The organism is Micromonospora sp. MP36 (assembly GCF_008119785.1).
Lineage (GTDB): Bacteria > Actinomycetota > Actinomycetes > Mycobacteriales > Micromonosporaceae > Micromonospora.
The window spans coordinates 15,688-40,232 of record NZ_VSFA01000066.1 but is presented as its reverse complement, the minus strand read 5'-3'; the positions used below and the strand labels follow the sequence as shown (position 1 = coordinate 40,232).

Annotated in this window: 24 protein-coding genes and 3 pseudogenes; 13 read left to right on the top strand and 14 right to left on the bottom strand. The window is 68.5% G+C overall.

The annotated features are described in order from the left end of the window. Nucleotides 1–400: 400 nt before the first annotated feature. Entirely contained in the window at nt 401–1,033 is a 633-nt protein-coding gene (locus FXF52_RS29440; RefSeq protein ID WP_148801589.1) for a TetR/AcrR family transcriptional regulator, read from the bottom strand. 207 nt (nt 1,034–1,240) lie between these two features. Between FXF52_RS29440 and FXF52_RS29435 the strand changes: the two genes are divergently transcribed. Beyond that, a complete protein-coding gene (locus FXF52_RS29435) occupies nt 1,241–2,737 on the top strand; it encodes an MFS transporter (RefSeq protein WP_148801588.1) in 1,497 nt (498 codons plus the stop codon). 184 nt (nt 2,738–2,921) lie between these two features. On the opposite strand, the gene FXF52_RS29425 is transcribed toward FXF52_RS29435, so the two are convergent. From FXF52_RS29425 to FXF52_RS29405, 5 genes are all read right to left on the bottom strand, one after another. After that, the gene (locus FXF52_RS29425; protein WP_148801587.1) at nt 2,922–4,124 is read right to left on the bottom strand and encodes an ABC transporter permease; all 1,203 of its coding nucleotides are present in this window, start codon (nt 4,122–4,124) and stop codon (nt 2,922–2,924) included. Then, nucleotides 4,125–4,775: an ABC transporter ATP-binding protein gene (locus FXF52_RS29420; RefSeq protein WP_222870749.1), complete on the bottom strand. Its 651-nt coding sequence runs from the start codon at nt 4,773–4,775 to the stop codon at nt 4,125–4,127. It lies immediately after the preceding gene. A 59-nt stretch (nt 4,776–4,834) separates the two neighbouring features. Then, complete coding sequence (locus FXF52_RS29415; RefSeq protein WP_255472459.1) at nt 4,835–5,953, bottom strand: efflux RND transporter periplasmic adaptor subunit; 1,119 nt, start codon at nt 5,951–5,953, stop codon at nt 4,835–4,837. Further along, complete coding sequence (locus FXF52_RS29410) at nt 5,950–6,510, bottom strand: hypothetical protein (RefSeq protein WP_148801584.1); 561 nt, start codon at nt 6,508–6,510, stop codon at nt 5,950–5,952. The genes FXF52_RS29415 and FXF52_RS29410 overlap by 4 nt, the downstream gene beginning before the upstream one ends. Nucleotides 6,511–6,635: 125 nt before the next feature. Continuing rightward, complete coding sequence (locus FXF52_RS29405) at nt 6,636–7,910, bottom strand: S41 family peptidase (RefSeq protein ID WP_148801583.1); 1,275 nt, start codon at nt 7,908–7,910, stop codon at nt 6,636–6,638. On the opposite strand from FXF52_RS29405, the gene FXF52_RS41935 reads away from it, so the two are divergent. Then, a complete protein-coding gene (locus FXF52_RS41935; protein ID WP_187413780.1) occupies nt 7,900–8,076 on the top strand; it encodes a hypothetical protein in 177 nt (58 codons plus the stop codon). The genes FXF52_RS29405 and FXF52_RS41935 overlap by 11 nt on opposite strands. 38 nt (nt 8,077–8,114) lie before the next feature. Here the strand turns inward: FXF52_RS41935 and FXF52_RS29400 are convergent, their stop codons facing one another. Next, the gene (locus FXF52_RS29400; RefSeq protein ID WP_148801582.1) at nt 8,115–9,494 is read right to left on the bottom strand and encodes a hypothetical protein; all 1,380 of its coding nucleotides are present in this window, start codon (nt 9,492–9,494) and stop codon (nt 8,115–8,117) included. 212 nt (nt 9,495–9,706) lie between these two features. On the opposite strand from FXF52_RS29400, the gene FXF52_RS29395 reads away from it, so the two are divergent. The 7 genes and pseudogenes from FXF52_RS29395 (at nt 9,707) to FXF52_RS43365 (ending at nt 16,929) form a co-directional block, all read left to right on the top strand. Further along, nucleotides 9,707–10,360, top strand: coding sequence for a response regulator transcription factor (locus FXF52_RS29395; protein ID WP_148801581.1), 654 nt, complete (start codon nt 9,707–9,709; stop codon nt 10,358–10,360). A gap of 75 nt (nt 10,361–10,435) precedes the next feature. Continuing rightward, on the top strand, nt 10,436–11,815 hold the full coding sequence (locus tag FXF52_RS29390; RefSeq protein WP_148801580.1) for an ATP-binding protein: 1,380 nt from the start codon (nt 10,436–10,438) through the stop codon (nt 11,813–11,815). Between the two features lie 80 nt (nt 11,816–11,895). After that, nucleotides 11,896–14,388, top strand: a complete 2,493-nt coding sequence (locus FXF52_RS29385) for a glycogen debranching N-terminal domain-containing protein (RefSeq protein ID WP_187413779.1) — start codon at nt 11,896–11,898, stop codon at nt 14,386–14,388. A 253-nt stretch (nt 14,389–14,641) separates the two neighbouring features. After that, nucleotides 14,642–15,247 carry an XRE family transcriptional regulator gene (locus FXF52_RS29380; protein WP_148801579.1) on the top strand — a complete coding sequence of 202 codons (606 nt, stop codon included), beginning with the start codon at nt 14,642–14,644 and terminating at the stop codon, nt 15,245–15,247. Next, nucleotides 15,240–15,443 carry a hypothetical protein gene (locus tag FXF52_RS29375; RefSeq protein ID WP_148801578.1) on the top strand — a complete coding sequence of 68 codons (204 nt, stop codon included), beginning with the start codon at nt 15,240–15,242 and terminating at the stop codon, nt 15,441–15,443. The genes FXF52_RS29380 and FXF52_RS29375 overlap by 8 nt, the downstream gene beginning before the upstream one ends. A gap of 285 nt (nt 15,444–15,728) precedes the next feature. Further along, nucleotides 15,729–16,241 (top strand): annotated as a pseudogene (locus tag FXF52_RS44205) (low temperature requirement protein A); the annotation flags it as partial. A gap of 28 nt (nt 16,242–16,269) precedes the next feature. Then, nucleotides 16,270–16,929: a low temperature requirement protein A gene (locus FXF52_RS43365; RefSeq protein ID WP_148801576.1), complete on the top strand. Its 660-nt coding sequence runs from the start codon at nt 16,270–16,272 to the stop codon at nt 16,927–16,929. Nucleotides 16,930–17,152: 223 nt separating this feature from the next. On the opposite strand, the gene FXF52_RS29360 is transcribed toward FXF52_RS43365, so the two are convergent. Continuing rightward, entirely contained in the window at nt 17,153–17,782 is a 630-nt protein-coding gene (locus FXF52_RS29360) for an NAD(P)-dependent oxidoreductase (protein WP_148801575.1), read from the bottom strand. Continuing rightward, entirely contained in the window at nt 17,779–18,735 is a 957-nt protein-coding gene (locus FXF52_RS29355) for an EamA family transporter (RefSeq protein ID WP_148801574.1), read from the bottom strand. Before FXF52_RS29355 ends, FXF52_RS29360 begins: the two co-directional genes overlap by 4 nt. Before the next feature lie 79 nt (nt 18,736–18,814). Between FXF52_RS29355 and FXF52_RS29350 the strand changes: the two genes are divergently transcribed. Then, nucleotides 18,815–19,720 carry a LysR family transcriptional regulator gene (locus FXF52_RS29350; RefSeq protein ID WP_148801573.1) on the top strand — a complete coding sequence of 302 codons (906 nt, stop codon included), beginning with the start codon at nt 18,815–18,817 and terminating at the stop codon, nt 19,718–19,720. A 51-nt stretch (nt 19,721–19,771) separates the two neighbouring features. Here the strand turns inward: FXF52_RS29350 and FXF52_RS41925 are convergent, their stop codons facing one another. Beyond that, complete coding sequence (locus tag FXF52_RS41925) at nt 19,772–19,912, bottom strand: hypothetical protein (RefSeq protein WP_187413777.1); 141 nt, start codon at nt 19,910–19,912, stop codon at nt 19,772–19,774. Nucleotides 19,913–20,021: 109 nt separating this feature from the next. Between FXF52_RS41925 and FXF52_RS29345 the strand changes: the two are divergent. Next, a pseudogene (locus tag FXF52_RS29345) lies at nt 20,022–20,248 on the top strand (2-isopropylmalate synthase); the annotation flags it as partial. An 8-nt stretch (nt 20,249–20,256) separates the two neighbouring features. Here FXF52_RS29345 and FXF52_RS29340 read toward each other — a convergent pair. Further along, nucleotides 20,257–20,682, bottom strand: coding sequence for a GNAT family N-acetyltransferase (locus FXF52_RS29340; RefSeq protein ID WP_148801572.1), 426 nt, complete (start codon nt 20,680–20,682; stop codon nt 20,257–20,259). A 204-nt stretch (nt 20,683–20,886) separates the two neighbouring features. Between FXF52_RS29340 and FXF52_RS29335 the strand changes: the two genes are divergently transcribed. After that, nucleotides 20,887–21,159 carry a helix-turn-helix domain-containing protein gene (locus tag FXF52_RS29335; protein WP_255472457.1) on the top strand — a complete coding sequence of 91 codons (273 nt, stop codon included), beginning with the start codon at nt 20,887–20,889 and terminating at the stop codon, nt 21,157–21,159. Nucleotides 21,160–21,503: 344 nt separating this feature from the next. Here the strand turns inward: FXF52_RS29335 and FXF52_RS29330 are convergent, their stop codons facing one another. Further along, nucleotides 21,504–22,277: a maleylpyruvate isomerase family mycothiol-dependent enzyme gene (locus FXF52_RS29330; protein WP_148801571.1), complete on the bottom strand. Its 774-nt coding sequence runs from the start codon at nt 22,275–22,277 to the stop codon at nt 21,504–21,506. A 44-nt stretch (nt 22,278–22,321) separates the two neighbouring features. Further along, nucleotides 22,322–22,504: pseudogene (locus FXF52_RS29325) on the bottom strand (transposase); the annotation flags it as partial. A 247-nt stretch (nt 22,505–22,751) separates the two neighbouring features. Between FXF52_RS29325 and FXF52_RS41920 the strand changes: the two are divergent. Beyond that, a complete protein-coding gene (locus FXF52_RS41920) occupies nt 22,752–22,946 on the top strand; it encodes a hypothetical protein (RefSeq protein ID WP_187413776.1) in 195 nt (64 codons plus the stop codon). A gap of 827 nt (nt 22,947–23,773) precedes the next feature. On the opposite strand, the gene FXF52_RS29315 is transcribed toward FXF52_RS41920, so the two are convergent. After that, complete coding sequence (locus tag FXF52_RS29315) at nt 23,774–24,544, bottom strand: GvpL/GvpF family gas vesicle protein (protein WP_187413775.1); 771 nt, start codon at nt 24,542–24,544, stop codon at nt 23,774–23,776. Between the last annotated feature and the right edge of the window lies 1 nt (nt 24,545).

Sequence of the window (24,545 nt, the reverse complement as noted above, 5' to 3'; positions counted from 1 at the left end):
CGCCTCCATGCGGGAACGGGTCGAACTGCTCGGCGGCATGCTCCTCCTACACAGCGCGCCGGGCCGCGGCACCCGCGTCGAAGCCTTCATCCCACTCCCGGAACTCGCGAGACGACCCTGCAGGCCACCTCGTACTCGACAAGCAGTTGACGCCTCCTCGTCCTGCACCGCGTCGAGACCAGCCGCTACACAGGATGAAACGGCTCGTTGTGCCGCATCGTAGGTATACCGTTAATCCCGTTTGATCTTTTCAGGCGCGGGCTCCCTCGGCCGGCGGTGGGGCAACTGGGGAGGCCGAGGTGCGCGAGCATCTGGCGGGCGGTGACGATGCGTCAAGGACTAGCCGGCATGGGAAGGGTCTCCGCTTCTTTGCATGCATCCTCGATCATTCTTGCTGTTGTCATCCTGCGGATGCTTTGTCGGCGGTTGTGGACCATATTCCGACGCGTGCTGCCGCAAGGGCGGCTTTGGCAGCACGGTCGCCGTCGGCCTCCGTGAGAGGGCCGCCGGTGTTGAGGAGTGTGTAGTACAGGGGGGCGGAGACCGCGGCGATGACGCGGTGGGCGTCGGTGTCGTCGGGGATTTCGCCGCGTTGGATGGCGTCGGTGACGCAGCCGGCCCACTCGGCGATGCGGGTGGCGTAGAAGCGGTGGAGTGCCTCGGCGGCCTGTTCGTTGCAGAGTGAGGCGGCGATCAGGGCTTTGAACAGCCGTCCCTGTCGGGGGTCGGTGAGCGCCTTGACCACCAGGTGGGCGTTGGCGCGCAGGTCGCCCTCGATGGAGCCGGTGTCGGCACGAGGCAGGGACTGCGCGGCCATGTCGTCGAGCAGGTCGGCGGCGAGGGCGCCGGGGGTGCCCCAACGGCGGTAGACGGTGGTCTTGCCAACCCCGGCCTGACGGGCGATCTCGGCCAGATCGAGGGCCTCGAAGCCCTCCCGGGCCAGGACGTCGCCAGCCGTCTGCAGGACGGTTTCGCGGACGCGGGCGGTGCGGCCACCTGGCCGGATGGTGCCGGGAGCGGGGGTGTCGGCCATGGGTGGACCTCCTTCGTGCGGCGCTTCACGATGCCACAGACAACAGTATCGGTACTGGAGTTCCGTTACGGGGTCCTGCGGTGCTACGGTTGGCAACCTAACGGAACGGAAGACCCGTTAGAGGTCCGAGGGTCTTCGACGACGTCCCGTCTTGCACCCTTCTACCCCTTTCTCCCACAGGGGCGGACTCGAAAGGAAACGCGCTTCATGTCCACAACCAGCGCCGCATCGCGACGCACATCACCTGCCGTCGCTCACTCACCGCAGCCACAGCGGCTGACCGGTCGTCTCAAGCTGGTCCTCACCGTCCTGCTGGTCGCCCAGTTCATGCTGGCCGTCGACTTCTCGATCCTGAACGTCGCGTTGCCCGCGATCGGCGACGGTCTCGGCTTCTCCCTGGCCAACCTGCAGTGGATCGCCACCTCGTTCGCACTGTGCGCGGCCGGCTTCACCCTCTTCTTCGGCCGCATCGGCGACTTGGTCGGCCGCAAGCGGATCTTCCTCGGCAGTCTCAGCCTGTTGGGCGTGGCCTCTCTCGTCGGCGGCCTCGCCACCAGCCCCGAGATCCTGATCGTCGCCCGCGTCGCCCAGGGCCTGGCCACCGCGGCCGCCACCCCAGCCGGGCTCTCCCTGCTGACCATCGCCTTCCCCGAAGGCCCGCCGCGGCAAAAGGCCCTCGGCCTCAACGGCGCGCTGATGTCCGCCGGTTTCACCACCGGCGCCGTCCTCGGCGGCGTGCTCACGGACCTGCTGTCCTGGCGCTGGGCCTTCTTTATCAACGTGCCCGTCGCCGTCGCCGTCCTGCTGATCGCTCCCTCGGTCATCCGGGAGTCGAGACCCACCGACCGTCCCAAGCTCGACCTGCCCGGCGCCCTGACCGTCACCCTCGGCTTGCTGGGACTCGTCTACGGCCTGACCCAGGCCGGCGAGCACGGCTGGACGAACCCGCACGCCCTGACCGGGCTGATCGCCGGCGCCCTGCTGCTGGTGGCGTTCTACGGCGTCGAGCAGAAGGCGGCACAGCCGCTCGTCCCGCTCAGGGTGCTGGGTCGCCGGAATGTGGCCTGGGGCAACGTACTGGGCCTGCTGGCCTTTGTCACCGAAACCTCGCTGGTCTACCTACTCACCCTGTACATGCAGAAGACTCTCGGGTTCTCCGCCCTGGCAGCCGGGACCTCCTTCGGCGTCCTGGGCCTCGGCACCGTGGTCGGCGGCCTGCTGGCCCCGAAGGTGATCGCCAAGACCTCCACGCTGACCGCGCTGGTCGCAGGCGGCCTGATCCAAACGATCTTCACCGCCGCTCTGCTCTTCCTGGGCACGAGCCCGACCTCTTCGATGGTGCTACTCCTGCCCGCCACCTTCTTCGGCGGCGTCGGCAACATGTTGGTCATCGTCGGCTTCATGGTCACCGCCACCAGCGGACTGCCCGACAGGGAACAGGGCCTGGCCACTGGACTGGCCACCATGTCCCAGCAGGTCGGCATCACCATGGGCATCCCGATCATGTCCGCGACCGTCACCGCCGCCGGCGCGGGCGCCGGCACAGCCGCAGCGATCCTGGACGGCGTAACCACCGCCATCGCCGTCAACGCCGCCCTGGTCGGGCTCGGTGTCCTCATCGCGGCCATCTTCCTGAACACCAAGTGGCACCACCAACACACCCGAACTGGCGCCGTTGCCTTCACGGATCGGCACACGCAGTGAACCGTGCCGAGAGCGCCGTTCAGATTGCCTGGACGAGCGCCCACCGGCGCCGTGGAAAACCACGCGGTCCGAGAGTTCCTGGCCGACCTCCAGCGGAACATGCACGCCACCATCAAAGACCGGCTCGCCCGCGGCGTCACCGACGGCGGCATCGCCAGGTCCAGCTCGTATCACTGTTTGGTCCTCATGCTGTGGCGAGGGCTTCAGTGGGCGCGAGGCGGGCGGCTCGGATGGCGGGGTAGAGGCCGGCGATGGCGCCGATGAGCAGCGTGGCGGCGATACCGCCGGTACTGGCCCAGGCGGGGACGACGGTGGGCCAGGATTGTGTGGCGGCGTATCCGGTGGTGACGGCAATGCCGATGACTACCCCGCCGACGCCGCCGAGGGCGGACTGCAGCAGGGATTCGGCGAGGAATTGGAGCCGGATTTGGCCGCGGGTGGCGCCGAGGGAGCGGCGTAGGCCGATTTCGGGACGGCGTTCGAGGACGGAGATGACCATGGTGTTGGCCACGCCGACGCCGCCGACGAGTAGCGCGACGGCGCCGAGGCCGAGCAGGAGGCCGGTGAAGGCCTTGTCGGTGGCTTGGCGGGCGGCCAGTGCGTCGGAGGGGCGAGACACTTTGACCTCGTTGGGTGCTTGCGGGTTGGCGGTGGCGGCCAGGACAGCGCGTACGGCTTCGACGGCGGTGTCGTTGGTGCGGGTGTAGACGGTGGTGGGGTGCCCGTCGAAGCCGAGGTAGGTTTCCGCTGCGGGCCAGCCGATCAATGCCGCAGAGTCGAGCTCGGATGCGAGTGGAACCGGGTGGAGGATGCCCACGACCGTGAACCATGTGCCGCCGAGGTAGATCTGGGTCTCCGGGCCTGCCGTGGTGATGCCCAGCCGGTGGGCGGTGGTGGCGCCGAGCACCACGGCGGGATATTTGTCGGTTGCGGCGTTGAGCCACGTGCCGTGGGCGAGGGTGGCGCCGACCGTGGCCGGTAGGTTGAGGTTGGCGGCGTGGACCGAGATGCCGCCGCTCTGCGCGGTGGGGATCTTGTCGTTGCGGTAGACCTTGGCGTCGGTGACTTTGCCGGTGGCGGCGACCTGGTTGACCGGCCCGATCCGGGAGATCATCGCGACGGACTCGGTCGGGAGCGCGGCATCCCCGCCGGTCAGGGTATTGCCCGGCGATACGGTGAGCAGGTTGGTGCCGAGTGCGGCGAGGGTGCGGTCCACTTCGGCCCGGCTGGAGGAGGAGATGCCCACCACCGCGGTCATTGCGGCGATGCCGATGGCGATGCCCAACGCGGACAGGAACGCCCGCAACGGCCGCGCACGTAGGCCGGCGCCGCCGACGCGGAGGACGTCGCGGGGTCGTAGCCGGGCGCGGGACAGTACCGCGGTCACCTAGACCACCGTCCCATCGCGCATGGCGACCTGCCGGGGCAGGCTGGCCGCGATCTCCCGGTCGTGCGTGATCACCACAATCGTGGTGCCGGTGGCATGTAGTTCCCGCAGCAGTTGCATCACCCCAGCCCCGGACGCGGTGTCCAGGTTCCCGGTCGGTTCATCCGCCAGCAGCAACGCCGGCTCACCGGCGACCGCACGGGCGATGGCCACCCGTTGCCGCTGGCCGCCGGACAGCTCGTGGGGCCGGTGGTCGAGCCGGTCACCTAGACCGACGCGGACCAGTGTGGCCTCGGCGCGACGTCGGCGTTCCTTGCGGGGTACGCCCGCGTAGAGCAGTCCGTCGGCGACGTTGTCCAGGGCAGACTGTCCTGGTGCGAGGTGGAACTGCTGGAACACGAAACCGATCCGCCGAGCCCGCAGCGCCGACAGTTGCCGGTCCGACAGGCGTGCGATGTCGTGCCCGTCGATGCGTATCGTGCCGGTCGAGGGCCCATCCAGCGTCCCGATCAGGTGCAGCATGGTCGACTTACCCGACCCCGACGGGCCCACGATGGCAACCATTTCCCCACGCCGAATGCACAGGGTGACCTCACGCACTGCGGTAACCCCACCGGAATACGTCTTGGTCACCTGCTCCAACTCGACCACAGCTTCGTCGCCCGGAACAGGCCTGCTTTCACGCGTGCTGTGGGCGCTGACTGTAGCGGTCATGACGGCGCTCCCACCGTCATTCCCTCGGCCAGCCCGTCACCGGACACCTCGACCCGACCATTGGCGAACAGGCCGGTCTGCACGGACACGATCCGGGTAGTGGTTCCCTCGACGACCTGTACGCCGTACCCGCCCTCAGCGAGGGCGAGCAGCGCCGCCACCGGCACGGTCAACACGTTCTCCCGTTGTGAGGCGGTGAAGCCGACGTCCACCGCAGCCTGGTCGAGGCCGTTCAGGGCTTTGGCGTCGTTGACGGTGACGATGGCCTCGATCTTCGTCTCGGGCTCATTCGACCCGTTTCCGCCGTTGCCACTGCCACCAGTGTCGATCACGGTCTGGGTCTTGGCGATCTTCCCCGCGACCGTCTTGCCGTTCGGCAACGTCACGGTCACCGTAGCCCCCTTCTTCGCCAGCCGCTGCTCGTCCACATCGAGCTCAACGGTGATCACCCGCGCCGTACCCGTGTAGGTGAGCACGGCCGTTCCTGGCTGGACGGCATCCCCCACCGCCGCCTTCTGGCTATCCACCCGCACCGGCCCCGCGGCGTACACGATCCGGCCCAACTCCACCGTTCCGGTCTCCGGCAACCCAAGATCCTCCTGCCACTGCTTCACCGTGGCGGCGGTGCTGGCCCCGTACTCGTCATCGACGGTGAACCCCGAGTAGCCGAGTGCCTTCAGGTTCTGTTCGAACTGCTTGACATCCGTCCCCTCGACCCCGGTCTGCAAACTCCGGTACGCGGGCAGCGAGCCGTACAGCAGCACCACCGGGGTGTTATCGACCCGGTAGAGAGCCTGTCCGCGCTTGACCGTGGCACCGGTCGCGGCCAGTGCGGTGATCGTCCCGCCCAGCTTCGCGCTGGCACTTTCCGTCGCGCCGTACCCGAGACTGCCGTCCTTGGTCTGCGAGTCGACGAGTGTCTGCCGGGTCACCTGCGCGGTCGCTGGCGACAGGCCGCCGGTACCGCTGTTCCGGTCACCACCGTGACGGCCGACGCCGAAGCCGAATCCGGCGGTGGCGGCCGTGGCGGCGGCGCCAGCGGCCACCACCACAACCACCACCGCGACCGCCACCCGGCCGATACCTCCGCGGCGCCGCCGACCAGTACCGGTCACCGGTTGCTCCAGGTCTGGGGCGCGCCGGACGGGCCGCCCGACGGCGCAGCCGGCTGGTACCTGGCGCACGTTTGCTGGGCCGCCTTCACCTTGGGATCGCCCGGGTCGAACCCGCTGTTGGAGTCGATCTTGATGCCACCGTTCGCGTCCGGGTCTGGGAACTTCGGCACACCGTTGTTCCGCATGCACTGGGCATACGCCCGCTGCTGTTCCACCGTCTGCGGATCCGCCTTCTGCGGCTCACCGCCGTCGGGCAGATACTCTTTGCACTGCTGCGTTGCCGCCTGGGCCTGCTGCGGATCGGTTCCCTCAGGGAGCCTGATCTGAACTCCTCCGCCGTCCTGCGGGTCCGGAATATCGATGCCGTGCTCCCGCATGCACTGCGCGAACCTCAGTCCGCGTTCCTGGTCGCTCAGCTGGTCGGCTTTAGCGCTGCTGGCGGAATCACCCGAGCCATCAGCGGTAGCCACCCCTTCGCTACTGTCCGGGGTGCCGCAGCCGGCCATCCCCAGGACCAGCAGAAGGCCAAGCACCAATCCTGCCCTGATACGACGCATTGTTGTCTCCTTTTCGGCGGCCGGTCGTCGCCCTGCCGCGTTTCCTTGGTTCGTTGGCCAACCTGGCCAGCGGCTCCGCTCCGGGGGCCGGGCAGCACGCCCGGCTCCCCGGTTCGTCATTGATGTCAGTGGTCGAGCAGGGTGAGCGCCTTGGCGATGGCGGGGTCGCGTCCGGTGGACACGTCCTTTGCGGTGAGGGGGAGGTAGTGGTCGGGTGCGACGCCGACGCCGTCGATGAGTTCGCGGTTGGGCCCGAGGTGGCGCAATGCCGGCAGGAGTAGGAGGCTGTTGTCGTTGAGCAGATAAGGCGCGGAGGGGCCGGCGATGATGCCGCTGGTGCGGGTGCCGATCAGCGGGCCGAGCTGAAGGTCTTTGACCGCGGAGCTGAAGTGGTCGCAGGCCGATGCGCAGTCACGGTCGGTGAGCACGACCAGGGGCAGGTTGAGCAGGGGAACCGTGTCGTCGGTGCGGTTCGCGGTGCAGTTGCTGTCGGCGTCGCAGTGATAGGCGGTGGTTTTGCCGTGGGTGAAGGCGCCCAGCAGTCTGTTGGCCTCGGTGGGTGAGCCGCCGCGGTTGCCGCGCAGGTCGAGGACGACCCCACGCAAGCGCCTGCTGTTGCGGAGTTCAGCGATCGCCTGCAGGACCAGGTCCGCCGATTTCTGCGTGAAACCGGTGAGCCGGAAGTACGCGACCCCACCCCGCAGCAACTGTGAGGTCATCGTCGTGGTGGCTTCGGCCGTCGGTTTGAACAGGGCGGGCTTCAGTGTCACGGCCCAGGTACGGCCGGTGGCGGGCCGGCGCAGCGCCAGCCGCACCGGGTCGGCATCCGGGTACTGCGGGTAAAGCTGCTCCACCGCACCGGTGGAGAGGATCCCGGCGGCGAACGGTGGCGCCCCGTTGACCGATTCAATGATGTCGCCGGGACGTAGCGCCTTGTCGGCGGCTGGTCCACCCCGTACCGAGTTGACATACAGCGGTGGCAACGCCTCTTGCGGAGCATTCCTCGTCAGGCCGCTGGAGGGGGAGGTGGCGATGCCCAACCCGTACTCGTAGCCGGGCTGGTAGCCGGGCGGCAGTTCGACGTACTGCCAGCGGGCGTGGTTGTCCCGCAGCATGCTCACCATCGCGGTGATGGTGGCGGCGGCCAGTGCCTGCCGCAGCGCGGCATCGTCGGGCAAGTCACCACCAACCCGCTCGTAGACGGCGCGGAACGCGGCCCAGTCATGCTGGCGGTCGCCAGTCAGCGGGGGCATCGTCGCATCAGCCGCCTCGAGACCACGCCGGTTCAGTTCCTGCGTGAACCCGGCGAACGCTGCGGTCAGCAGCACCCGGTTGTCGAGGGTCCTGCCGCCGTACCAGCGCTCGAAGATGCAGTGGTACGCCTGCTCGATGGTGCTCACCGTGGTGGGTTTCGCCGGCCCCGGTGGCGCCGTCGGCGCAGCACACACCGGCACATCCTGTGCGGTCTGCGTGGCCTGCACCACCCTGCCGCCGCCGGCCGCCAACACCACCAGACTCAGGCAGACCGGCACTGTCGCGACAAGCCACCGCCGGGTCTTCGATTGACGTTTCACTTTGTGGGAGTCCCTGTTCTTGAGTCGGCTCTACGCGGACGGGAAGATGACTTCCGGGTATCGGGTGGATGGGCCGTCCAGCAGGTGGGCGTCGCGACTGCGCAACCACAGGCCGAAGAAAGCCCCGATGTAGGTGCGTTGGGCGTCAGTCGCACGGTTCGGGTCGACCCTCTCGCCAACCAGGGCCGCCGGGATGATCCCGGCCGCCGACAACTGGTGAAACAGCTGCATGTCGTCCGTGTAGCTACTGTGAGTCGACCCAGTGATCGACAGGAACCGCCGCCAGCCGCGCAGCTTGTACCAGAACCCGGTCATCAGAACGCCGAGCTGATCGGGGCCCCGGCCGTCACTGCTCATGATCATGAAGGGCCGGTCGCCGATCCGAGTGGCGACCTCTCCCACCAGCTCGGCCACCGTCTCCCTCGGCGTGGGCGGCGCGACGGAAACGGTCGGAATAACGTGGCCGTCCAGGTCGATTCCGGCACTGATCCTGCCGTCGTGGGCCATGGTCTGAGCGGTCGTGGCGCCGCCCAGCGAGTGCCCGAACATGCCGATCCTGGCCAGGTCAAGGCAACCACGCAGGCCGGCGGGCAGTGGGTGGTGCCCTGCGTCGGGAGTCCGGCCGGCGTTGAGCGCCGCGAGCGTGTCGAGCACGAACCGCGTGTCGGCGATGCGTACCTTCAAGGCGCTGTAGAGGCCGTCCGGGTCCAGGTTCGGCCGGTCCGGCTCGACCCGGCCACCGGGGAACTCCACCTGGCCGGCGTCATAGGTGTGATCGATGGTGAGCACGACGTAGCCGTGGCTGGCGAGGTCTTCCACCAGCGTGGTTCCCTCCGCCCGAGGCGTGTTGGCTCCGGGTGAGTAGAGCACCACCGGATAGGGGTCGACGGGCGGTTCGACCGGTGCGCCTGCCTGCGCATGGGTGATCGGAAAGTCCACGCCGTCCAGCGAGATCTCGACCTCACCCAGGCCAAGCCGCTGCGCCATGTCTTCGAGCCGACTGGCCGTCACCGCGCGGTGGTGGGCCAGCGCCCCCGGCGGCATCCACGGGGCGAGCGGGCGGCGGCCGACCCGCCGGGCCGGATACCACAAACTGATCATGATCTCCCGCGAGTGCGCGGTGGGCCACCACGGGTCCTGCCGGGTGTGGTCAACCAGGTGGAGCGAGACCGTGCCGATGTCGTACGGGCCGGTCGGGGCCGGCAACGCCAACCGCGGTCGGGGCGACTTTTCGGCCGCGAGCGCGGTGCCGGCCGAGGCCGACACGGCCAGGCCGGCGGCCAGTGCCGCCCCGCTGCCCAGCAGTCGACGCCGACTGATGACGGCTTTGTGGGACCGCAGGCCCGCCCGGTCAAGGACGGGATCGGCCGCTGGGATCAGGCCGTTGCCGTACTTCGTGTTGTCTGCCATGCCCAACGGTCTACGCCGTTGTCGGTATCAGAATCGTATCGTCGGCCGCGGTCATCGGATCCGCTGGCGGTGGTGTCTGCAGGGCGTGACCGGGGACGAAACCTTGCTGATACCCCTGGTGCGGCATGCTTGATCAGACGCGGTGCGCCCCGTGACCTCACCGGGATCGCCGCAGCGGGTCAGGCCACCCCAACGTGGTCGAAGGGAATGACATGCGGGTACTCGTGATCGAAGACGACGAGAAAATGGCCAAGGCGATTGCCGTCGGCCTGCGCCAAGCCCGAATGGCCGTCGACGTCGCACTCGACGGCTCCGGTGGACTGACCCGAGCCATCGACAACGACTACGACGTGATCGTGCTGGACCGGGACCTTCCCGGCCTCCACGGCGACCAAGTCTGTGCCCAGCTGGTCAACACCGGATGTCGCAGCCGGCTGCTCATGCTCACCGCGGCGGCCACGAACGAGGACCTGGTCGATGGGCTCAGCCTCGGCGCGGACGACTACCTACCCAAGCCGTTCGACTTTCCCGTGCTCGTTGCCCGCATCGGTGCGCTGGCACGGCGTGCCCAGCCCGCCATCCCACCGGTCCTTCGCCACGGCGACCTGACGGTCGACACCGCACAACGTCGCGCCTATCGAGCCGACCGGCTGCTGAAACTCACCCCGAAGGAGTTCGGGGTCCTCGAACTTCTACTCGCGGCCCAGGGCCGGACGGTTTCCGCCGAAGAACTCCTCGAGCGGGCGTGGGACGAGTTCGCCGATCCGTTCACGCACGCCGTCAAGCTCACAATCAGCCGGCTCCGAGGCAAGCTCGGGGATCCGCCAATCATCCAGACCGTGGCCAAGTCCGGCTACCGGATCTGAAGGTGCCCGATGCCCGCACGCAACCGATTCACCACGCTAGCATCGCGTCTCCGCCTTCCCCGACGCACAATACGCATGCGGTTGACGATGCTGTACGGCACCCTAATCCTGCTGTCCGGCGCCAGTCTGCTGGCCATCACTTATGGGCTGGTCGTCACCGCCACCAGAGACGTCATCTTTACCGGGCAGGACGTCATGGTTAGCGTGCCGACCGGCGAAATCCCGAATCCGGGCACTGAGCGCCAGATCGGGTCCGGGATCCTGCCCCCTGAACAGGTCCAGGCCCAGGCACACCAACTGAAGGAACTCCAAGAACGGGCGATCCAGCAACACAACGCTGAATTGCACCAGCTCCTCACTCAGTCAGCGACCGCGCTCGGCATCATGGCGATCGTTTCCGTTGCGCTCGGCTGGATCGTCGCCGGCCGCGTCCTGCGCTCGCTAAGCACGATCACGAGGACAGTGCAGGACATCTCCGCCACTAACCTGCACGAGCGCCTCGCCCTCGACGGCCCCGACGACGAACTCAAGGAACTCGGCGACACATTCGACAGCCTGCTCGGCAGACTGGAGGCGTCCTTCCGATCCCAACGGCAGTTCGTCGCCAACGCCTCCCACGAACTACGCACCCCACTCGCCCGGCAGCGCACCATGGTCCAGGTCGCCATGTCCGACCCCGACGTCACCATCAAGTCGCTACGCGCAGCCCTTGACGAGACGCTGACGGCAAACCAGCAGCAGGACCGACTGATCGAAGCGCTACTCACCCTCGCCCGCAGCGAAGCGGGACTCGATCGACGAGAGCCCCTCGACCTGGCCGACGTGACCGACCGCGTCCTCCTCGCCCGCGGTCCGGAAGCCACCCGACGGGGACTACACCTGACCATGGCGCTCAACCCCGCCCGAACCGCCGGCGACCCCCACCTCGTCGAACGCCTGGTGATCAACCTGGTGGACAACGCAGTACGCCACAACATCGCCTCGGGCGGAGTCCACATCACCACCGGCATATCGGCAGGTCAGGCCGTGCTCTCGATCACAAACACCGGCCCCATAATCCCGGCGACAGAAATCGGCCGGCTGTTCCAACCCTTCCAACGACTCGGCCGCAACCGCACCAACCACGACGAGGGGCTCGGTCTCGGATTGTCCATCGTCCAAGCCATCGCCGCAGCCCATGACGCCACACTCGCCGCGCATTCACGCCCAGACGGCGGCATGCAGGTCACCGTAACCTTTCCCAGTCCGCCCCGGCCGTCCAGATGGAAGTCCACCCCGGCCGACCTCGAGGACCTCCTGGCCCGGATCGAACGACACGAACAGAAAGAGCCGAACCTCCAACAGCCCGCCGACGGCAACCATCAGCCTGCCGCGCCAACCACCGCGGCGTCCCCCGGCGCCTTGGCCTTTCGCTTCGGCGCGTCTCCCAAGGAACAGCACCAAGGGGACGTGTGATCGCTGCGAAATCGGGTAGCCCCGGCACGGCCAGCCGTCCGAGGTGTCGGGCCGGCCACGGAGCGGGAGGGCGTTGCCTGATGGTGGGGCTGACCGATGAGTTCTTCGAGGAATTCACCAGGCGGGCCTCCAGGAGGCTGCGCGCCCGGGACTTCGGGACTATCCGACTCGACGCCAGCGCGGACGGCCGGACTGACCATTGGTATCTTACGGTCACGAATGGAACCGTCACGGTCAGCAGGGACGAACGGTCCGCCGACTGCGTCATGCGCGCCGATCGGAAGTTCTTCGAGGCGCTGCTGACCGGGCGGACCAACCTGGACGCGGCAGTGCTGCGGCGCCGTTACACGATAGAGGGCGACCCGACGAAACTGTACTTGCTGGAGCGGATGCTGCCTGACCCGCCCGGCGCCCGGGACCCCCGGGGCCTGGCTCCCACCGCCGCCGCAGTACCGGAGTATCCGGCCGACCGCTTCCAGCGGCGGACAACGGTGAGGGAGGACAACAAGAGGAGACGTCACCGCCAGTTCGGCGTCCTCGACGGCAACACGTTCGCGGTCAGCGACGGTCACGGCGACATCGTTCCGTCGCCGGATTATCTGACCGGGCTGTACTCGTTCGACACCCGGTTCCTGTCGGTGTGGCGGTTGACCGTTGACGGCGAGCGGCTGCACTCGCTCTCGGTGGACAACCTGCAGTACTACCAGGTGCGGTTCTTCCTGGTCCCCGGCGAGCCGACGCAATACGTCAATGCCAAGGTGACGGTGATCCGGGACCGCTCGCTGGGCGGGAGCCTGCAGGAGCGGGTGACGGTGCTCAACCATGATGCCAAGCCGGTGCGGCTACGGGTCCGAATGGAGATCGAAAGCGACTTCGCAGACCTGTTCGAGGCCACGGGCGTGCCGGCGAAGCCGGGCCGGACGACGGCCGAGGTCGCCGACGGCCAACTGCGCCTGAGGTACGACCGGGAGACGTTCACCCGCGCGACGATCGTCTCGTCGTCGGTCCCGGCCACCATCGACCAGCGCGGGATGACCTTCGACATCCAGGTGGAACCGCACGGCGCCTGGGCCACCGACCTGCAGGTGGAGGCCGTGGTGACCGGGGCGCACGGCCGAGACATCCGGGAGAGCCTGCGCAGCTACGCGAACCGGACCCAGAAGCAGATGCGCCAGCAGCTGGACGAGTGGCTCGCCGGTGCACCCCGCCTGCTCGCCGATTCCCGGCCGTTGACGGTGACGTACCAGCGAAGCCTGGTCGACCTGGCGGCCCTGCGCTACCGGACCCTCCTCTTCTGGGAGCCGGTGCCGGTCGCCGGGTCGCCGTGGTTCATGACCCTCTTCGGCCGGGACAGCATCCTCACCTGCCTGCAGGCGCTGCCGTTCAAGCCGGAGTTGGCCGCCCCGACGCTGCGGGTGCTCGCCACGAACCAGTCCACCAAACTGGACGACTTCCGGGAACGGGACCCGGGCAAGATCATGCAGGAGATCCGGTACGGGGAGCTGGCGGCCTTCGAGGAGGAACCGTACGCGGTGTACTACGGGGCGGCGGACACCACCTCGCTGTTCGTGGTGCTGCTCGACGAGTACGAGCGCTGGTCCGGCGACGTCGAACTGGTGAAAGGCCTGGAGGAGAACGTCCGTGCGGCGCTTGACTGGATTGACACCTACGCCGACCTGCGCGGCGACGGCTATGTCTGGTATCAGCGGCGGAACACCCGGCACGGGTCGCCCAACCAGTGCTGGAAGGTCTCCTGGGATGCGATCTCCTACCGGGACGGCCGGCTGCCGGGCTTTCCCCGAGCCACCTGCGAACTGCAAGGCTACGCCTACGACGCGAAGATTCGGGCGGCCCGGCTGGCGCGGGAGTTCTGGGGCGACCCGGAGTACGCCGACCGGCTGGAACGCGACGCGGCGGAGCTGAAGGAACGGTTCAACCGGGACTTCTGGGTAGCCAACGGGGAGTACTACGCGTTGGCTCTCGACGCGGACGGCTCCCAGGTCGACGCGCTCGCCTCGAACATAGGTCACCTGCTGTGGAGCGGGATCGTCGACGAGTCGCGGGCGGCGCGGGTGGCCGAACTGCTGATGAGCCCACGGTTGTTCTCCGGGTGGGGGGTGCGGACGCTGGCGACGGACCAGACCCGGTTCAACCCGGTCGGCTACCACGTGGGCACGGTCTGGCCGTTCGACAACTCGTTCATCGCCTGGGGCCTGCGCCGGTACGGCTTTCACGAGGAGGCCGCGCGGATCTCCCGGGCGATGATCGACGCGGCTGAGCACTTCGGGGGCCGACTGCCGGAGGCGTTCGCTGGTTACGACCGCGCCCTGACCAAGGACCCGGTGCCCTATCCCACCGCGTGCAGCCCGCAGGCCTGGTCCGCAGGGGCACCCCTGCTGCTGCTGCGCACCATGCTCGGGCTGCAACCGCTCGGGGAGCACCTGATGATCGATCCCGCGTTGCCAGAAGGGCTGGGCCGCATTGAGTTGATGGACATCCCCGGCCGGTGGGGGCGGATCGACGCCCTGGGCCGCAGCAGGGCCAGCGTCGACGAGCAGCGACCGGTCGCCTGAGCTGGTCGGCGGTCGGCCCGGACTGGAATCCGTGCTCGCGGCGATCGTGGGCATCACGCTCCTCAGAGCGTCCCTGGCAATCGAGCCCCTGTCCTCCGCCAGCACGGACGATCTGGCCGGCCTCGTCAGCGCACTCCTGCGCCCCCGATGACACGCCCGCGCTGCACGCCGAACACCGTACCCGTCGGCGCTGCACTGGCCGACTGCTTCATGCCGTTTTCAGAATGCACTTCAAGTGCAGTATCCTGCACGCATGGATCCGGGTACCTCAGCCCTCGCGTCCGCGATCGGTGTGCGTGTCAAGCAAGAGCGCCAGTCACGGCGGTGGACGCTCGATCAACTGGCGGAGGCCGCCGGGGTGAGCCGCCGGATGCTGATCAACGTCGAGCAGGGTGCCGCGAATCCCAGCGTGGGGACCCTGCTGCGGATCAGCGACGCGCTCGGCGTCGGCCTGCCGACGCTGGTCGAGCCGCCCGCGCCCAAGCGGGTGAAGGTGATCAGGCACGGCGAGGGCGCTGCCCTGTGGACCGGCCGGCACGGAGGGCGGGGACTGCTGGTGGCCGGCACCGAACCGCCAGACATGCTGGAGCTGTGGGACTGGACGCTTCAGCCCGGTGACCGGCACGCTAGCGAGGCGCACCTCGCCGGAACCAGGGAGCTCCTGCAGGTCCAGGACGGCACGATCACGGTCGAGGTGGCGGACCAGTCGTTCACCCTGGACACCGGTGATGCGCTCACGTTCCATGGCGACGTCGCCCACGCGTACGCCAACGATGGAACGCGGCCGGCCCGGTTCACCCTCGCCGTCTTCGAGCCCGGTGTGGGATCGCCCAGCCGATCGGAGGCCTCCGATGTCTGACCTGCGCAACCTCGAGGAGTTCCTCGCCGGGGCCCAGGTCGGCGCCGACGTATTCGAGCTGCGCCCCGACTACCGCGCCGCCCTGCCGACGAGTTCGCTTCCCACGGCGCACCCAATTACTGTTATTCCGCTCGATCACCCTCTCGATGAGCGTTCTAAACGCCGACTCGCCATTGCTGCTGACGTTCGAGACTGAGGTGGACGGGCCGTTCGCCGACGACCGGCTGCGCCTGATCTGCCGGAACGACCGCGACCAGTTCGACGCTCGTCTGCGGCGATAAGGGGTGCTTGCACTCGAGTGGTCCGGGCAGCGGCATGCGGCCATGCACGAACTGCTCGATCATGGCGTCGGCCCGTTGGAGTGCGTCCGCCCCGCTATCGCCAGACGCTCGTCGACCAATGCAGCTAGGTGTGCCCCGACCTGCATCATGCGTGGTACGACTGATGGCATATGACGTGAAGCCGACAGAACGGGCTTGCGATGACCGCCGGCAACACGAGGGACCTGCTGCGGGATCACGCCGAGCCGCAGCGTGCCACCTACGTCGAACTCTTCTTCGACGTGATCTTCGTGTTCGCGCTGACCCGACTGTCGAACACCCTGTTCCACAACCTCACCTGGCTCGGCGCCCTGCACACCGTAATCCTGCTGGCCGCATTCTGGTGGGTCTGGGTCTTCACCGCCTGGACCACGAACCGCCTCAACCCCGCCCAGCCGGCGATCCAGCTCGTCATCGTCCCGATCGCGTTAGGCACCCTGATCATGGCAGGCACGGTCCCCGCGGCATTCGGCAAGGACGGCCTGGCCTTCGCTGTCACCGACGTCGTCATCCAGATCGGCCGGGCCTTCTTCGTCACGGTCGCGCTGCGCGGCCGGGAGGTGTCGATCGGCTCGCTGCAACAGCTCATCTGGGCCTGCTTCTCGGGCGTGTTGTGGATTGTGGGCGCGTTCACCACAGGCCCGGTCCGGGTGTTGATCTGGCTGTTCGCGGCCGCCCTCGGCTACACGATGACCCAGCTGGATTTCCGGCTGCCCCGGCTCGGTCCGGCCCGGGATCGCCACCCAGGCGGTCAACGCGGAACACCTCGCCGAACGCTACCAGCAGTTCATGATCGTCGCGTTCGGCGAGGCGATCCTGGCCTCCGGCGGGCAGTTCGCCGCGTTCGGCTTCAAGCCGAATCGGGTGATCGCCCTCGTGCTGGCGTTCGCCATCACCGCGCTGTTGTGGCGGATCTACTTCTACCGGGCGGGCCTGCTCCTGCCGGCCGTGATCGCCGCGAGTGCCCGGCCGGCAGTGTTCGCCCGGTCCGCCTCGTACGCCCATCTGCTCATGGCCGGCGGCATCGTGCTCAGCTCGGTCGGCGATGAGATCATCATCAACCACCCGTTCGCCAAGCCCAACCTGGTCTGGTCTGCCGTCATTCTCTGCGGGCCGGCGATCTACCTGGCCGGCCGCGCCCGGCTCGACTACCTGTCCTTCAGCCGCGTCGCCCTGTCCAGGGTGATCGGTCTGCTCGTACTCGTCGCGCTGGCACCCGTGGTCGCGTTCCTGCCACCGATCCTGATCGCCGTGGTCGCCGTCGTCATCCTCCTCATCATCGCCACCTCGGACACCGTCTCCTGGCAGTTCCGCCCCAGCAAGCCGACTCCGCCGCCGCCGCGCGAGCGGTATCGAGGCTGAGCGACTTGATTAGGAATCGTCAGTGATCATTACCTCCTCGACTCTCACAGGCCGCGCAGCGTCTCGGTGTACCCCTCTGACGCTAGGTGCTTGGGTTGACTCGGAAGAGATTCAGGTGACGTGGGTCGGTCGTGAGCACTGGTTTCTCGATGGCCCGAGCCTACGGGCGTCCCGGTTCCAGCAACGCTGGCGACCAGCCTGCGGCCCACACGTGCGCACGATCTCATCCCACGGTGAAGTGTTTGTCCCCGCCCGGGCTCTCCAGTTCGTCGAGGACGGCGACGGCGAGGTCCTCCGCAGAGATCCGGGACGTACCGTCGGCACCGGTGATGAGCGTCGTGGTGCCCCGTTGGTACGTCCCAGTGCGGGTTCCGGGTTCGAGGATGGCGGGCGGGCTGAGGTAGACCCAGTCGGTGCGGTGCGCCCGGCAGGCGTCGAGCTGCGCGACGCTGGCGGCGGCGATGGACCGCCAGGCATCCGGCACATACTCGGGGCTGTCGAGGACGAGCCGGTCGGGGTGCCCGGGGATTCGCAGTGGAGCGGCGCCGCCGACGACGAGGATGCGCGCCCGGGCCGCCTCGGCCGCGTCGAGCAGCGCCGTGGTGGTCGCGGCGACGGTGTGTTCGTATCCGGGAGCGGGACAGGTCGCCGCCACGATCGCATCGATGCCGCCGAAGAGCCGGCTCAGCCGCCCGGGATCGTCCGCGTTGCCCGCGACGGCGGTTACGCCGGAAGGCAGAGCCGCCGGTTTCCGCCTGCGGAAGACGGCAAGCGGCTCGTGTCCCCTGGCCGCGGCCTCGTCGACGACGCGCGAACCGACCATTCCCGCGGCTCCGACTACGGCGATCTTCATCGGGTTGCCCCTTCCTGTACGAGCTGCGCGCCCCCGCGGCGGGGGCGGGCGGGCGCGGGAAGCTGTCCCGCGACGATTGCGGCTAGTGAGAGCCCGAACCCGAGAAGCTCGATCGGGCCGAGCGTCTGATCGAGCAGGACGGCGCCGAGCAACGCGGCGACCAGCGGCGAGAGCAGACCGAGAACCGCGACGGAGGTCACGGGTAGCGCGGTGACGCCACGGAACCACAGGACATACGCCGCCAGACCGCCGACCAGGCCCAGCCAGAGGTAGCCGAGAGCGGCGGACGGGTCGACCACTGGTGGCGGCCCCTCGACAAGGAAGGTGACGGGCGCCAGGAAGAGACCGCCCGCGCTGAGCTGCCAGCCAGCGAAGGCCGTGGGACTCACCCCGGCGGGACGCCCCCAGCGCTTGGTCAGCGTCACTCCGAGCGCCATCGTGGCCGCGCCACCGAGGCCGGCCACGATCCCCACGACGTCGAGCGCGGCGTCCGGTCCGATCACCACCAGGCCAACGCCCAGCACCCCGGCCACGCCCCAGACGGTGCGCCAGACGGAAAGTCCCTCCCGCAGGACGGTTACGGCCAGGACGGCGACGACGAGCGGCTGCACCGCACCAAGGGTCGCCGCGACGCCTCCCGGCAGCCGCTCGGCCGCGACGAAGAGCAGCGGGAAGAAGAGTCCGATGTTCAGCACGCCGAGCGCGGCCGCTTTTCCCCACCACGCCCCTTTCGGCAGCGTACGGGTGACCGCCAGCGCCACCAGACCGGCGGGCAACGCGCGCAGGAGTCCCGCGAACAGAGGGTGGCCCGGCGGAAGAAGCTCGGTGGTGACGACGTACGTGGTACCCCACGCAAGCGGGGCGAGCGCTGTCAAGGCAGTGCGCGGCAGGTTGCTGGGGAAGGCGTTGCCGCCGGCTCCGTCAGGGAGCCTGTTCGCTCCGGAACTTGTCATACCGGAAGTCTCATCGCGTAGCTATCAATGAGTCCAACACATGTTTGTCATCCCATCGATCTACGGAGAAGATGGATCAATGGACCTCCAACAGATGCGCTACGTCCTCGCCGTCGCCGAGACGAGCAGTTTCACCCGGGCCGCCCAACGGTGTCTGGTGGTCCAGTCCGCGCTGAGCCACCAGATTGCACGCCTGGAACGGGAACTCGGCGCGAGGCTCTTCGAGCGGACCAGCCGCCGCGTGCGACTGACCCCGGCGGGTGCGGCGTTCCTCCCCGCCGCCCGCCAGTGCCTGGACGCCGCCGAACGCGCGGCCGCCGAGGTCGCGGCGGCGGTGGGAGAGGTACGGGGACGACTGACGGTGGGCCTTATCCCCACGGTCGCGGCCGTCGACATCCCGGCCACGCTTCGCGCGTTCCGGGAGCGGTACCCACACGTGCGCGTCGGCCTGCGCGTCGGCGCGAGCGACGAACTCGTGGAGCAGGTCAAGCAGGGCGTCATCGACGTGGCGTTCCTGGGGCTACCGGCAACGGCTCAACCGAAGGGCGTAGACGTGCACGAACTCGCCCGGGACCGGCTCGTCGCCGTGGTCGCCCCGGAGCATCCGCTCGCGCAGGAACCGACAGTCGACCTCCACCGGCTCGCTGCCGAGGTCTTCGTCGACTTCCCGGTCGGGAGCGCCGGGCGGGCCCAGACCGATCAGGCATTCTCCGCCGCCGACCTCGCCCGCGACGTCGCGTTCGAGGTGACCGCCGCCGACCTGATGGCCGAGCTCGTCGCCGCGGGCCTCGGCGTCGCCATGCTCCCCTCCACCTACGTGCCACGGCTCACCGGCGTGGCCGCCATCGAGGTCGCCGATGCGCCGGCCCGGATCGAACACCTCGTCTGGAGCCGCCTGGGCCGGACGCCTGCGATCAACGCTTTCCTCGCTGTGCTGAAGATCCCGATCGGGGCCGCCCCGGAGCGGCAGCGACCAGGCCCGTGAGCCGAGCGCGGCCCGCGGTCTCGCGAAGTCGATCGGCGAGTACGGGGCCAGCTACCGAGCGTGATTGGTATCGGTCGGCGAGCAAACCGCCCGCACGGCCCCGCCCGTGGCGATGCCGAGCTCGGGCAGCAGCAGACCGACCGGTTCGTCGGGGTCGGCGTCGCCGTCGCTGACGAGCTGGAACCGGTCCACCAAGCGGCGTCTTCGTGATCAATCAGGCTCCGTCGACCAGGGCACAGATCAAGTTTGGCTGCCGTGGGACGGGCCTGCTGACGCCACATGTTCCAGGGAGCACTCCGAGATGGCTGAAATCGCCACCGACGCTGAAACCGATCCGATTGCCCGGCAGCGCCCCAGCCGGATGCCGGTCCACCGTTACCTGCCGCACTCCAGCAGTTCCGCCTCGATCTGCCGGACCGCACCTGGCCGACCCGCCGGGTCGACGCCGCACCGCGCTGGTGCGCGGTGGACCTGCGCGACGGCAACCAGGCGCTGATCGACCCGATGTCGCCGGAGCGCAAGCGCCGACAATCCGATCAGCTTTCCGGACCTGCCGCACTTCGATTGAGCTGCAACAGGCCTGCGGCTGTCGGGCGGAACCCACATCGTTCCAGGTAGAACGGCCCTAGGTCTGTCTCGAAGTCGACGTGCAGCCACTCGCAACCGGCAGCCGCAGCGTCGCCGACCGCGGCCTGGACCAGTTCCGTGCCAACTCCGCGGTGCTGCCAGTCCGGGTCCACTGCTGTGTCGAGCAGGAATGCGTGTGCGCCACCGTCCCAGCAGACCTGAACGAAGCCCACCAAGCGACCAGCGTCGAACGCGCCAACCCAGGTCAGCGCGTACCGCCCAAGGCGCTCGGCCCACGGTGTCACCTGCTCGACATCGCCACCGAAGGCCCGCGCATGAAGGGCGCTCAGCTGCACATCGTCAACAGGGAAACGCGACACAAGCTCGACCGGCACCCAGCCACGGTACAAGTTCGCGCCTGTCGTGGAGGAGTAGCGCCCAGCCGTCGACTCGGCACTGCCGGATTGGCCATCCGATCGCAGCCGTCTTGTTGATCTCAGGATTTAGGCAACTCGTGCTCTGACCGGGAACGTTTACCGGGCTGGCGGCGGCGGGGCCGGAACCGGTTGGATGAGACGGAATCCGACGGGTTTGGGGGCGTGGTGGCGGAGCTGGTCAAGATCAGGAGGCTGACCGACCGGGAGGGCCAGCACTTACCACGGATCGTGCGCCGGGGCAGCACCAACACAGTGCACTATCGACGGGCGTTGATGCTGCTGGCCTCGGCCGGCGGCAACCGAGTTCCAGTGATCGCCCAGTTGGTGCAGGCCGGCGAGGACACGGTGCGGGACGTGATCCACCGGTTCAACCAGATCGCCCGGCCTGCCTGGACCCTAATGGGCGGGAGGCCGTCCCCGCCTGCTCAGCCCTGACGACCCCAATGGTCACTGGCCGGCGCCGAAGCCGTCCCGAGACTCCGCGCCCTGCTGGCCAACGGCGACTTCGACCGTTACTGGACCTTCCACCTCGACCAAGAACACCAGCGCAACCACCGGGCCCGCTACGGAGTCGCTGCTTGATCTACGAGGTCAGTCCCAGCAATCTGCACCCGCCGAGCACTGTCCCCAGTCGAGCGCGAGCCGCCCGCAGGTGCGCCTTTCGCCCTTGAACAGCAGGCCCACAGCCCGCCCGCAGCCGCGCGATGTCCGCAACCCCGGGCCCAGTGGCGCCCGCAGGAGCGCGCGCACAACCGATAGATGCGTCACAAGTGCCCGTTTTACGCGTTCGGGTCCCAGTCTGCGAGCTGCTCCATCGGCTCGGTGTCGCCGGTGGTCTCCAGGCCGTCGAGCGGGACGCGATCGTAGAAGTAGAGGACCAGTTCGCTCGCTGCGCCTCGCATCGCCATGTCGCCCGGCTCCGCGTCGGCGGCGAGGTCGTCGCAGCGGACGCCGTCGGCGTTGAGGGTCAGGCGCCAGGAGCGGCCCTCGGCCGTGTGCAGGTCGATGGTCGCCGGCTTGAACGGCCAGGGGACGGTCGTCGCCGAGACGGTCGTCAGGAACTCGTCGACGCCCTCGACCGCGACGTCCGTCGGCAGCGGCTGTGCGGCCCCCTGGGTGAGCTGGGCGTCGTAGGTGTGGACGGCGATCTCCTGGATCTGGTGCCGGGCCACGGCTCCGCTGGTCTCCGGGGCCTGCGAGCGGCCCCACCAGGTCCAGCAGCCGCGGTCCGGGCCGGCCTCGCGCATCGCGTCGAGCATGAGCTCGGTCGACTCGGCGAGCCAGGCGTCCAGGGCTTCGCGGTCGCGGGGCGCGGTCGGGGCACCCTTCGGGTCCGTCCTCGCCGGGGGCTCAGCGCCAGGGCCCGCCGCGATGACGGCGGCCTGGCGGCGGCGGCCGTCGCCGAGGTGCTGCGCCAGTTCGCGCAGCGTCCAGTCCGGGCAGGTCGGGACCTGGACGTCAAGGTCGGGGGCGGACGCGATCGCGGCGCGGAACGCGGCCGAGCGGTCTTCGATCAGCCGCAGGACCTCGGGGAACTCCAAGATGTTTTGCACCTCGGTTGTGTATCACGGCGCTCCGGCCGCCGCGTAGCGAATTTGTCGGACGAACGCGTCGACGGCCGGGCGGACCGACGCTGATCATCGGCGCGGACCCAACTGCGCAACGTCTCCCGATTGACACCCAGATCGTCAGCGACCTGCGCGATCGTCGCCCCCGGCCGAGACCGGTACAACGCCACCGCGTCAGCCTTGAACTCCGCGGGGTAGTGCTTCATCACCATCTGTCAGGGACTCCTGATCTCCCCGGACCACCACGTTCCAAGGCTCAAGTGTCCAGGACCAGGGGGCAACTCCCGACCGGCCCCCGATCACAATCTGCACAGGCAACCTCACAGATGTGTAACGCCGAGGAGCAGACCAGCGCCTGTTACCGATGAAGGCCGGCATACGCGGCCTGCTTGTCGAGGAGGAACGACAGTCCTGCTGCTCATCCGAACAGCGCACCAGACGCCCGTCGGAGGAATCCCGGTGACATACCAGACCACCACCGAGCCGACCCGCCGGCATGGCCGCCACGCGGCCCCATCCGTGTGGGACCAGCCGGCGCAACTCCTGCAGACAATCCAGCATCTTCCGCGACTGAGGCCACCGCAGGCGGTGTTCGCCGTCGTTGTTCTGCTGGCCATCAGCATCGTCATCGTTGCGGTCCTGTCCGCCCGATGACCTTGCTCCACCCATCCGTAGGCGGGAGCAGACCCGCACCGGCAACGCGACCGCGTCCAAGCAGGCCCGCTCCCAACCAGCCAGCACGCCCTCGGCCCAGACGTCGCGTCCGGCGTCCTTGGCGAGGTCTCCGCTAGACGGCATACGGTGGCGAACCCGGACGGGCGCCGTGTGGCGGGACATGCCTAAGCGGTACGGCCGTGGGACCGGGTCTACGACCTGTTCCGGCGTTGGCAGGGCAACGGCACCTGATCGTGACCCAACTCTAGGCCGAGGCCGAGGCGAAGGGCTGGAACGAGCCATCTGGTCAGCGGCGGGCTGGGCATTGCTCCTCGAGCAGCGCGGCCAGATGCGCTCCGCTGCACGCAACTACCATTCGCCGCCCGTGGAGTCCGGGGAGAGCGTCAAGACCGTTCGGGACGGGGATCAGGGCGCATGCCGCGGCGCCGTCGATATCGGCGCCGCACAGCTGGCATCGATTGGCGTTGGCAGGTCTGTCCCGGGCTGCATCGCGGACCAGCCGCCTCAAAAGGTGCATCTCTCCTGTGTAGCCCCGTCCCCGCGGCCTTGACATAGGCCGTCGGCTTGCTCACCTCGCCAGTTCCGGCCCAGGTCGATTCCTGCGGCCGACGCGGTTGCTCGGCCAGTCGGTCAGCATTCCCGTCGTGGAGCTTGCCCGGTTGGTCCTGCCGGGTTCACCTGAATGGCAGGGAGGAGGCCCTTGTTCATTCATGGCGCTGCGGGCCGGATCGGCCCAAGGCGTCCCCGCCGGCAGCGACTCCGCTAAGCGTCAGGGCGTTGCTCATGGCACTGCTCGTACCGTCTCCTCACCATCCCCAGCGGCTGGGGGTGGTTTCGCTCGAGGGTGTCTGGGTCAGGTCGTTCTCAGCGTCGGCGAAATCGAGCGGTGGCAGCGGGCCGACGTACTCCGGGGTGTAGCGGTCGCCCAGGTCCTCGAGGAGTTCTTGGACGGCTGCGTCGAACCGCTCGAGGTCGTCGACCCGGACCAGGTAGTACTGGGTGAGCACCGTGACGTCGTCTCCGGTGCGTGAGCCGTGGTCAAGGGCGAGCGGCTTCAGCCGGCCCGCCACTTGAGCATCGAGTGCGGCGCGCCGCTCGGCTAGTCCTTGGGTCACCTGTTCACCGACGCTGATGTGCACGCTGACGTCTGCCGCGCCTGCTTTGACCTGCCCGACCAGCCGCCGCAATGGCGGTGACGAGGCGAGCAGGTCGCGAAGCTCGGCGTCTTGGTCGGCGATGAGTTTGAGTTGCATCTCGACCAGGCCGTCCAGTTGGTCCAGCCGTGAGGCGCCCTGCTCGCCGAGCGGTGCCAGGATTTCCGTTCGCACGGCATCGTCGTCTGGGGCTAGGGTGCCGAACCGAATCGGCAGGACTGGGCCATTCTCGATCAGGGCCTGTAGGACGTCGAGGTAGCCGATGGCGTCGTCGTCGTGCAGGGCCTGGTCGCCGATCTGGCTCACCACCGCGGCCACCCGCTCGGCACCCACCAGCCGGACCTGGCCGGCTGGCTTTCCGATCCCGGTGAGACGCTCGGGCAGCGGGTGTGTGGAGCGGACCAGTGCGTAGACGACCAGCACG